The 10,951-nt window shown below is 73.3% G+C and carries 5 protein-coding genes; 2 read left to right on the top strand and 3 right to left on the bottom strand.

The window, feature by feature from the left end:
* The first annotated feature begins 462 nt into the window (after positions 1-462).
* Complete coding sequence (gene glgP / locus ACWCYO_RS09005) at positions 463-3,282, top strand: alpha-glucan family phosphorylase (protein WP_270143933.1); 2,820 nt, start codon at positions 463-465, stop codon at positions 3,280-3,282.
* 82 nt (positions 3,283-3,364) lie between these two features.
* The gene (locus ACWCYO_RS09010; RefSeq protein WP_449783831.1) at positions 3,365-4,309 is read left to right on the top strand and encodes a hypothetical protein; all 945 of its coding nucleotides are present in this window, start codon (positions 3,365-3,367) and stop codon (positions 4,307-4,309) included.
* Between the two features lie 58 nt (positions 4,310-4,367).
* On the opposite strand, the gene ACWCYO_RS09015 is transcribed toward ACWCYO_RS09010, so the two are convergent.
* The 3 genes from ACWCYO_RS09015 to glgX form a co-directional block, all read right to left on the bottom strand.
* Positions 4,368-6,260: an ABC transporter ATP-binding protein gene (locus ACWCYO_RS09015; RefSeq protein ID WP_449783832.1), complete on the bottom strand. Its 1,893-nt coding sequence runs from the start codon at positions 6,258-6,260 to the stop codon at positions 4,368-4,370.
* Positions 6,257-8,068, bottom strand: coding sequence for an ABC transporter ATP-binding protein (locus tag ACWCYO_RS09020; protein ID WP_449783833.1), 1,812 nt, complete (start codon positions 8,066-8,068; stop codon positions 6,257-6,259). Before ACWCYO_RS09020 ends, ACWCYO_RS09015 begins: the two co-directional genes overlap by 4 nt.
* A 251-nt stretch (positions 8,069-8,319) precedes the next feature.
* Positions 8,320-10,530, bottom strand: a complete 2,211-nt coding sequence (gene glgX, locus ACWCYO_RS09025) for a glycogen debranching protein GlgX (RefSeq protein ID WP_449783834.1) — start codon at positions 10,528-10,530, stop codon at positions 8,320-8,322.
* Positions 10,531-10,951: the final 421 nt, after the last annotated feature.

The following is a 10,951-nucleotide window of genomic DNA, read 5'->3' on the forward strand; positions in this document are numbered from 1 at the left end:
CGCACGCCTCCGGGGGCACGCCCCTGGGCGGCCCGGTCGACCCGTGAACGAGCCGACCCCGCGCGAGGACACGCACCGGTCTGCGGTGAACGCCGAACGAGCTACGGGAGATGGGGAACGGTCAACGCGAAAAGGATTCGGACGTGCTGCTTCACGGGGGACGCCACCCGTCGTCGTCGTTCCCGCAGCACCAACGACCTCCGGTCATCCTCGCACCGGCAACCGGGTTTTCGCAGCGGTACGACAGTAGTTCCGGGTTTTCTCCGGACCAGGTGAGCAGCCGGAAATCGATCCGTTCCACGGAGTTCACGCATTGGTAGCGCGGCACCCCGTAATGCGCGCCTCGCGCGCCCCCCGTGCAGACCAATGCGCCGAATGCGATCTCATCAATAGGCCGAACGGATGCCCAATAGTCCACTTGACCCGTTGTCAGGACGATCGTCGAGGCTACGCTTCACGCCTGTGAAGGCAATCCGCAGATTCACCGTCCGCACCGTCCTGCCCGAACAACTCCAGCCGTTGCACGAGCTGGCCCTCAACCTGCGCTGGTCCTGGCACCCCGAGACCAGGGACCTCTTCCGGTCCGTGGACCCGGAGGTCTGGGCCGCGACCGGCGAGGACCCGGTGCGGCTGCTCGGAGAGGTCCCGGCCGCCCGGCTCGCCGCGCTCGCCGCCGACCGGCGGTTCCTGCGCAGACTCGGCGACCTCGCCGACGACCTGCGCGACTACCTCACCGGCCCGCGCTGGTACCAGACCCAGCAGGAGGACGGCGCCACCCCGCCGCCCGCCGCCATCGCCTACTTCTCGCCCGAGTACGGCATCGCCGCCGCGCTGCCCCAGTACTCCGGCGGCCTCGGCATCCTGGCCGGCGACCACCTCAAGGCCGCCAGCGACCTCGGCGTCCCGATCATCGGCGTGGGGCTGTTCTACCGGCACGGCTACTTCCGGCAGTCCCTCGACCGGTCCGGCTGGCAGCAGGAGCGCTACCCCCTGCTGGACCCGGACGAACTGGCCGTCAGCCTGCTCCGGGAGGCCGACGGCGCCCCGAGCCGGGTCGACCTCGCCCTGCCCGGCGGCCGCACCCTGGCCGCGCACATCTGGAAGGCCCAGGTCGGGCGGGTCCCGCTGCTGCTGCTCGACTCCGACATCGAGGCCAACTCGCCGGCCGAACGCGACGTCACCGACCGGCTCTACGGAGGCGGCAGCGAGCACCGGCTGCTCCAGGAGATGCTGCTCGGCATCGGCGGCGTCCGGGCCGTGCGCGCCTACTGCCGCCTCACCGGGCACCCCGCCCCCGAGGTGTTCCACACCAACGAGGGCCACGCCGGCTTCCTCGGCGTCGAGCGGATCCGCGAACTGGTCGCCGACCGGGCGGCCGGGCTGGACTTCGCCGCCGCCCTGGAGTCCGTCCGGGCCGGCACCCTGTTCACCACCCACACCCCCGTCCCGGCCGGCATCGACCGCTTCGACCGCGAACTGGTCGCCCGCCACTTCGGCGGCGACGCCGCACTGCCCGGCGTCCCGGTCGAGTCGGTGCTCGCGCTCGGCGCCGAGACCTGGCGCGGCGGGGACCCGAAGCTCTTCAACATGGCCGCGATGGGCCTGCGGCTCGCCCAGCGCGCCAACGGGGTCTCCACCCTGCACGGCGAGGTCAGCCGCTCGATGTTCAACGGCCTCTGGCCCGGCTTCGACCCCGCCGAGGTGCCGATCACCTCCGTCACCAACGGGGTGCACGCCGCCACCTGGATCGACCCGGCCGTGGTGCGCCTGGGCGCCGCCGAGATCGGCGCCGAACGCGCCGAGGAGGCGATGACCACCGGCGAGTCCCAGCGCTGGACCGGCCTGGAGCGGATCGGCAACACCGAGATCTGGGACCTGCGCCGCAGCCTGCGCGCCCAGCTGGTGGACGAGGCCCGCCGCCGGCTGCGCGCCTCCTGGCACCAGCGCGGGGCCGGCGAGGCCGAGCTCGGCTGGGTCTCCTCGGTGCTCGACCCGGACGTGCTCACCATCGGCTTCGCCCGCCGGGTGCCCTCGTACAAGCGGCTCACCCTGATGCTGCGCGACCCGGACCGGCTGCGCGCCCTGCTGCTGCACCCCACCCGGCCGGTGCAGATCGTGGTCGCCGGCAAGGCCCACCCGGCCGACGACGGCGGCAAGCGGCTGATCCAGCAGATGGTCGCCTTCGCCGACGACCCGACGGTGCGCCACCGCATCGTCTTCCTGCCGGACTACGACATGGCGATGGCCCAGCACCTCTACCCGGGCTGCGACGTCTGGCTGAACAACCCGCTGCGCCCGCTGGAGGCCTGCGGCACCTCCGGGATGAAGGCCGCGCTCAACGGCTGCCTCAACCTGTCCGTCCTGGACGGCTGGTGGGACGAGTGGTACGACGGCCAGAACGGCTGGGCGATCCCCACCGCCGACGAGGGCGACGGCGTGCTCGACCCGGAGAGCAGCGAGGCCGAACGCCGCGATGACATCGAGGCCGCCGCGCTGTACGACCTGATCGAGGAGCAGGTCGCCGGCCGGTTCTACGACCGGGGCAACGACGGGCTGCCGCACCGCTGGATCGCCATGGTCCGGCACACCCTGGTCACCCTCGGGCCCAAGGTGCTCGCCGGGCGCATGGTCCGCGAGTACGTCGAACGGCTGTACACCCCGGCGGCGCTGGCCCAGCGTGAGCTGGCGGTGGAGCTCCCGCCCCGAGCCGAAGGGGGCGCCGGTGCCGAGAGTGACGAGCGAGTGGTGACCGACGAAGGAGGGAGTGCCGGAGGGCGGGGGCACCTCCCAGCCGCCGGGCTGGGGGAGAGCGTCGGCGCCGGGTCCGAGCGCCCGGAGGCGAGCGGGCGAGTCACGGCCGCGCGCGAGCTGGCCGAGTGGAAGGCCAAGGTGCGGGAGGGTTGGCCGGGCGTGCGGGTCGAGCACGTCGAGGCCGACTGCTCGGCCGAGGCCCAGGAGCTGGGCAGCTCGCTGGCGCTGCGGGTGCAGGTCGCGCTCGGCGCGCTGCAGCCGGGCGACGTCGAGGTGCAGGTGGTCTCCGGCCGGGTGGACGAGAGGGACGGCATCTCGGACGCCACGGCGCTCGCCCTCAAGCCGGTCGGCGGCCCGGACCTGGACGGCCGCACCCGCTACGAGGGCTCGCTGGAGCTGGGCCGCACCGGCCCGTTCGGCTACACCGTGCGGGTCCTGCCTGCGCACCCCCGGCTGGCCTCGCCCGCCGAACTGGGACTGGTCGCCCTCCCGGCCGAGTCGGCGGGGATGGACGCGGGGCTGCTGCGCTGAGCCCGCCGAGCGGGTGACTGCCGCCGGATTGCCACGGACGGCAGTCACCCGCTTGCCCTGCGTGTCGTACGGAGGGAGCGTGATGCTCATGATGCGAACCGTCCGCTCGGCCGCCCTAGCCGCGCTCTCCGTGCTCCTCGTGGCGTGGCCGGCGCAGGCCGCCACCACCACCCTCGCGGCGCCACCGGCGACCGCGAAGCTGTCCCTGGAGGTGCGCCCGCCGCAGGACCCGGTGGTCCCGGGCGAGACCGGGATCCTGGAGGTGAAGGTCACCAACGACGGTCCGGCCACCACCACCGACGACACCCTGGTGGTCGTGCACTTACCGCCGCCGGGCGTGGTGAGGTCGGCCGACCCGCCCGTCACCCTGACCTACTTCGGCACCGGCAGCTCCTACAGGATCCCGGCCGGGCTGGCGCCGGGGGCGAGCTCGGCCGAGCGGCTGTCGCTGTTCGTCGCGCCGATCACCGACCCGTTCGTCACGATCAGCGGCGACGTCCAGGTGTTCTACCCCGGTGACCCGGACCAGTCCGGCCGCACCACCCCGTACAGCTTCACCACCGCGGACACCGCGGCCCACTTCGTGGTCGGTGCCTCCTCGGCCTGGGAGAACGGGCACCCCGTGCCGCAGCCGGGCGACCTCACCGGCAAGCCCGGGGCGACCGTCAACCTGCCGCTGTGGGTGTACAACGCCGGTCCCTCGTACTCGCGGCACCCGATCGACGTGTCGATCACCGTGCCGGCGCAGACCACGCCGACCAGCACGACGCCGTACGGCTGCACCGTCGCCTCACCGCGCACGCTGACCTGCCACTACGAGAGCGGGCCGCGCTTCCACGACGCGATCTTCATCGACCCGGCCGTGGTGATCGACTCCTCGACCGTCGCCGGGCAGGTGCTGCCGGGCGGGACGCTGGACGTCGTCGCCGCGCAGGGGGACTGCCCGTCGCCCGACTGGCACACCGACTTCGTGGTGACGGTGGACGGACCGGCCCGGGAGCAGGGGAATGCCCGCCCGGGTGCGTGACGGCGCACCCGGACGGGCACAACTGTGGGGCTTCCAGACGGGCACCACTCGGGGTTTTCTACACCAGGCTGTCCCGCCAGGCGCGATGGAGGGTGGCGAAACGCCCGGAGCCGCCGATCAGCTGCTGCGGGGAGCCGTCCTCGACGATCCGGCCCTGGTCCATCACCAGGACCCGGTCGGCGATCTCCACGGTGGAGAGCCGGTGGGCGATGATCACCGCCGTCCGGCCGGCCAGCACCGTGCGCATCGCCCGTTGCACGGCCTGCTCGCCGGGCACGTCCAGGGAGCTGGTCGCCTCGTCCAGGATCAGCACGGCCGGGTCGGCAAGCAGGGCGCGGGCGAAGGCGACCAGCTGGCGCTGACCGGCCGAGATCCGGCCGCCGCGCTTGCGCACGTCGGTGTCGAAGCCGTCCGGGAGCGCCGCGATGAACTCGTACGCGCCGATGTCGCGGGCGGCCTGCTCGACCTCGGCGCGGGTGGCGTCGGGGCGGCCGATCGCGATGTTCTCGGCGACGGTGCCGGAGAACAGGAAGGACTCCTGGGTCACCATCACCACCCCGCGCCGCAGCTCCGGGGTGGCGAGGTCGCGCAGGTCCACGCCGTCCAGCCGGATCCGGCCCCCGGTCGGGTCGTAGAAGCGGGCCAGCAGCTTGGCGACCGTCGACTTGCCGGCCCCGGTCGCCCCGACCACCGCGACCGTCTGCCCGGCCGGGATCAGCAGGTCGAAGGGCGGCAGCACCTCCTTGCCGGTGCGGTAGGCGAAGCGGGTCCGTTCGAAGGAGACCTCGCGGGCTGTTACTCGCTCCTCGCCTTCGGCACCGGCGCGCCCTTCGGCTCGGGGCGGTGTGCCTCGCCCGCTCGCCGGGAGCCGTTTCGGCTCGGCCGGCTCGGCGACGGTCGGCTCGTGGGCGAGCAGGCCGGCGATCTTCTCCAGGGCCGCGGCGGCGGCCTGGTAGCTGTTCAGGAACATCGCCAGCTGGTCGATCGGGTCGAACAGGCGGCGCAGGTAGAGCACGAAGGCGGTCAGGACGCCCAGCTCCAGCGAGTCGTCGGTGACCAGGTAGGCGCCCAGCAGCACGATGCCGGTGGTCCAGACGTTGGCGGTGGCGCGGGACAGGCCGACGTACCGGGCGAGCTCCAGGAAGCCCTCCGCGTTGGCCGTGGAGGACTGCCGGTTGACCACGGCGAAGGCGGCGTCGTTGGCCTTCTCGCGGCGGAAGGCCTGCACCGGGCGGATGCCGTTCATGGTCTCGGTGAAGCGCACGATCATCGAGGCGGCGGCCGTCCGCGAGCGGCGGTAGACCCGGCGGGAGCGGGTGCGGAAGGAGCGGGCGATCAGCGCCAGCGGCAGGAAGCACACCAGCGAGGCCAGCCCGAGCCGCCAGTCCAGCACCACCAGCAGCACCGAGATGTAACAGACCGACAGGAAGACGGTCAGCAGCTCCTGCAGGCCCTCGGAGAGCAGTTCGCGCAGCGCGTCGATGTCGCTGGTGGCCCGGGAGATGATCCGGCCCGAGGTGTAGCGCTCGTGGAAGTCCAGGCTGAGCCGCTGGGCGTGCCGGAAGATTCGGCCGCGCAGCTCCAGCAGCACGTCCTGGTTCACCCGGGCGCTGATCTTGATGAACGCCCACTGCAGCGCCGGGCTGAGCAGCGCGCAGAACAGGTACCCGGCGACCACCGCGACCAGCGGTCCGGCGTCGTGGGCGCGCAGCGCCGGGATGCCGCGGTCCATCGCCACCGCGACCAGCAGCGGGCCGGACTGCAGGGCGGCCTGCTGGACCAGGATCACCACCATCGCGACCGCGATCCGGGCCCGGTGCGGGCCGAGCAGCGAGCGCAGCAGCGCCCGGGGCGCGCCGGGCGGAACGGGGATGTCCTCCTCGTCGGCCGGCGGCGGGGGCAGCTCCTCCTCGACCGGTCCGGCCTCGGCGGGCTCGACGGTGGTGGTCATCGGGTATGGCCCCCCTCGGGCACCAGGGCGGCTTCGCCCGACATCAGTTCGCGGTAGTGCGGGCAGTCGCGGAGCAGTTCCCGGTGGGTGCCGACGGCCTCGATCCGGCCGTCCGCGAGCACCGCGACCCGGTCGGCGAGCAGCACGGTGCTGGGGCGGTGGGCGACCACCAGGGCGGTGGTGGAGCCGAGCACCTCGCGCAGCGCCCGTTCGACCAGCGCCTCGGTGTGCACGTCGAGGGCGGAGAGCGGGTCGTCCAGCACCAGGAAGGGCGGGTCGCCGACCACCGCCCGGGCCAGCGCGAGGCGCTGGCGCTGGCCGCCGGACAGGCTCAGGCCCTGCTCGCCGACTTCGGTCTCCACCCCGGCCGGGAGCTTCTCGACGAAGCCGGCCTGCGCGGTGGCGAGGGCGGCGGCCAGCTGCCGCTCGTCCGCGCCGGGGGCGCCCATCAGGACGTTCTCCCGGACGGTGGCGGAGAACAGGGTGGGCTCCTCGAAGGCGACCGCGACGAGTTCGCGCAGCTTCTCCCGGGGCAGCTCGGCGATGTCCCGGCCGTCCAGGGTGATCCGGCCGCCGGTGGCCTCGTACAGCCGGGGGAGCAGCGCGGTGAGCGTGGTCTTGCCGCTGCCGGTCGCGCCGACCAGGGCCATCGTCTCGCCGCTGCGGACGTGCAGGTCGATGCCGGCCAGCAGGTCGGGGGTGCCGTCGGGGGCGTCGGGGTAGCGGAAGCGGACGCCGCTGAAGCGGATGCCGTCCCGGGTGCCGGGGGCGGCGAGCGCCTCGGCGGTGCCCCGGTCCTCGGGCTCGGGCTCGTCCATGACCTCGAAGAAGCGGTCCGCCGCGGTGGCGGACTCGTTGGCGTAGGCGAGCAGCCAGCCGAGCGACTCGACCGGCCAGCGCAGGGCGAGCGCGGTGGAGAGGAAGGCGACCAGGGTGCCGGCGCTCAGCTCGTCGTGGGCGACCAGGTAGGCGCCGGCCGCCAGGGCGCAGCCCAGGGCGATCTCCGGCAGGCCGACGATGACCGCCCACAGGTTGGCGAGCTGGTGGGCCTTGCGCAGTTCGGTGCGGCGCAGCCGGTGGGACTGGGCGCGGAAGTTCTCGGCCATCGTGCGGTGCCGGCCGAAGGCCTTGAGGATGCGGATGCCGAGGACGGACTCCTCGACCACGGTGGCGAGGTCGCCGTTCTGGTCCTGGGCGAGCCGGGCGGTGACCGAGTAGCCGGACTCGAAGCGCCGGGTGAGCACCAGCAGCGGCGCCGAGGGCAGCAGGACGATCAGGGCGAGCCGCCAGTCCTGGACGAACATCAGCACCGTGCCGGCCAGGAACGTCACCGAGTTGACGATCAGGAACACCAGCGGGAAGGCCAGGAAGAGCCGCATGGCGTTCAGGTCCGTGGTGGCCCGGGAGAGCATCTGGCCGGAGCCCCAGCGGTCGTGGAAGGAGACCGGCAGCCGCTGGAGCTTCGCGTAGAGGTCGGCGCGCATGGTCGCCTCCAGCCGGCCCAGCGGGCGGGAGAGGACCACCCGGCGGGTGTAGAACAGGGCGGCCTCGACCAGCCCGAGGAGCAGCAGCAGGCCGACCGGCGGCCAGAGGGCGTCGAGGTCGTGCCGGGCGAGCGGGCCGTCGACGATCCGGCCGAGCACCACCGGGACGGCGAGGGTGCTCAGCATGGCGAGCGAGGCGGCCGTCACGGAGACGGCGAGCCGGCCGCGCACCGCCCGGGCGTAGGGCCACAGGCGCAGCAGCGAGCGGACCGTGGAGCGGCGGCGCCCGGTCCTCGATTCGGCGTCTTGTCTGTTCTCGGCCATCGCGGTGAGGGTAGGCAGAGAGTCCGTCACTTCTCATCCGGTTTTTCGCCCCTGTCGGTGGCACCCGACGAGAACCGGCCACCCGTACGGGCGGGGCGTGAGTGAAATGCGGGGCGTGCGGTGCCGTTCGTGCAGGGAGGAGCGCGTCGCGCGCCTCTTGCGCGCGCCCGCCGAACGGCCGATTACATCTTCTGGCGCATGCTCATATCGGCGTCCTGGAGAACGTCGAGGTCGGGCTCGCCCGAGGCTGATCACGCTGGTTGGGCAGGCGTCCGCAGCAGTTGCAGCGAGCGCCCGCCCAGCACCACCGCGCCCCGCGGGTACGGCTCGCCCGTGCCCGCGCTCGCCGTGTCCAGCACCGTCTCGTAGGCGGCCTCCGGCTCGGCCCAGGGCTCGCCGGGCAGGGTGAACACCACCGGTTCGCGGCCCGCGTTGAGCAGCAGCAGGAAGCTGTCGTCGTCCAACGGCCGTCCGGTGTCGTCCCGTTCGGACATCGCGGTGCCGCACAGCAGCATGCCCAGGCAGGCGGTGGGGCCGAACCAGTCCGCCTCGGTCATCTCCTTGCCGAGCGGGGTGAACCAGGCGAGGTCCGGGCGGCCGCCGGGGGTGGCGGCCCGGCCGGAGAAGAACGCCCGGCGGCGCAGCACCGGGTGGGCCCGGCGCAGCCGCACCAGGCGGGCGGTCAGCTCGCACAGCTCGTGCCATTCGGTTCGGTCGAGGAGCGACCAGTCGAGCCAGCCGAGCTCGTTGTCCTGGCAGTAGGCGTTGTTGTTGCCGCCCTGGGTGCGGCCCAGCTCGTCCCCGGCGGTGATCATCGGGACGCCGGTGGAGAGCAGCAAGGTGGCCATCAGGTTGCGCAGTTGGCGCAGCCGCAGGGAGTTGACCTCCGGATCGGTGGTCTCGCCCTCGGCGCCGTGGTTCCAGGAGCGGTTGTCGTCGGTGCCGTCCCGGTTGGCCTCGCCGTTGGCCTCGTTGTGCTTGCGGTCGTAGGAGACCAGGTCGCGCAGGGTGAAACCGTCGTGCGCGGTCACGTAGTTGACCGAGGCGTACGGGCGGCGGCCGTCGTGCTGGTAGAGGTCGGAGGAGCCGGACAGCCGGTAGCCCAGCTCCCGCACGTCAGGGCGGGCGCCTCGCCAGAAGTCCCGCACGGTGTCGCGGTACCTGTCGTTCCACTCGGCCCACAGCGGGGGGAAGCCGCCGACCCGGTAGCCGCCCGGGCCGACGTCCCAGGGCTCGGCGATCAGCTTCACCCGGCTGAGCAGCGGGTCCTGGGCGACGGCGGCGAGGAAGGGGTGGTCCGGGTCGAAGCCGTCCGTGCCCCGGGCCAGCGCGGCCGCCAGGTCGAAGCGGAAGCCGTCCACGCCCATCTCGGCGACCCAGTAGCGCAGCGAGTCGGTGATCAGCCGGACCACCTGCGGGCGGCGGGTGTCCAGGGTGTTGCCGCAGCCGGTGTAGTCGGCGTAGCCGCGCGGGCGGTGCGGGGCGAGGCGGTAGTAGGCGGCGTTGTCGATGCCGCGCAGCGACAGCGCCGGGCCGAGCTCGGCGCCCTCGGCGGTGTGGTTGAACACCACGTCGAGGATCACCTCGATCCCGGCGGCGTGCAGGGCGCGGACCATCCGCTTGAACTCGCCGACCTGGCCGCCGCGCGAGCCCGAGGCGGAGTAGCCGGCGTGCGGGGCGAAGTAGCCGATCGTGTTGTAGCCCCAGTAGTTGACCAGGCCGCGGGCCTGCAGGTGGTCCTCGTCGGCGAACTGGTGCACCGGCAGCAGCTCGACGGCGGTGACGCCGAGGCGGGTCAGGTGGGCGATCGCGGCGGGGTGGGCCAGGCCGGCGTAGGTGCCGCGCAGGTGGGGCGGGACGTCGGGGTGGCGCATGGTGAAGCCGCGCACGTGGAGCTCGTAGAGGACCGTCTCGGACCACGGGGTCTTCGGGCGGTGGTCGTCGTACCAGTCGTCGTCATCGTGGACGACCACCGATCTGGGGACGTACGGGGCGGAGTCCCGGTTGTCCCGGACGGTGTCGGCGACGTCGGCCTCCGGCCAGTTGCGGACGGCCGAGCAGGCCGCGTCGTGGGAGGTGTAACGGCCGTCGACGGCGCGGGCGTACGGGTCGAGCAGCAGCTTGGCGGGGTTCCAGCGGGCGCCCGTCCACGGGTCCCAGCGGCCGTGCACCCGGAAGCCGTAGCGGGTGCCGGGGCGCACGCCGGGCAGGAAGCCGTGCCAGATCTGCAGGTCCTGCTCGGTGAGGCGGTGTCGGGTCTCCCGGCCGTCCTCGTCGAACAGGCACAGGTCGACGGCTTCGGCACCGGCCGCCCAGAGCGCGAAGTTGGTGCCCGGGCCGCCGAGTTGGTCGGTCCGGAACCGGGCGCCGAGCGGCTGCCGGCTGCCCGGCCACGGTGGCTCGGCGGTGTGCGGGGCGCCGTCCGGCCGTGCCTCGGCTTCCAGCTCCTGCCCTGACGCCATGGTCGTACCCTCCCTGGACGGGGTGTCCCGGATCCCGTTCACCTTCTCTTTCCCGGTTTGTGGGGGGAGGAAGCGGCTGAACGGCGGCTTACCGGCGGATGGCGGGGTGGGGGTTTGGTGTTCGGGGGGGGTGGCTCTCGGGAGGGTGGGTGGCCGGGGCGGTTCCGGGGGTGGCCGCTCCGGGGGCTGGATGATTTTCCGACTGCCGACTCTGTGGGCTCATGGCCGGGCGCCGTTGGCAGTCGGAAAATCACCCGCAACGCCCCCTTCCGCAGCCACCCCCTCCACCGCCCCTCCCGCAGCGCGTCCCTCTCGCCCGGTCGAGGTGGTGGTGGGGGGGAGGTGGGCCCCCTCAGCGGACGGATCGAGGGCGTCCTCTGCTTCGGCTATCCGCCCGCCTACGCGGACCCGCAGATGACGG

The organism is Kitasatospora sp. NPDC001683 (assembly GCF_053596495.1).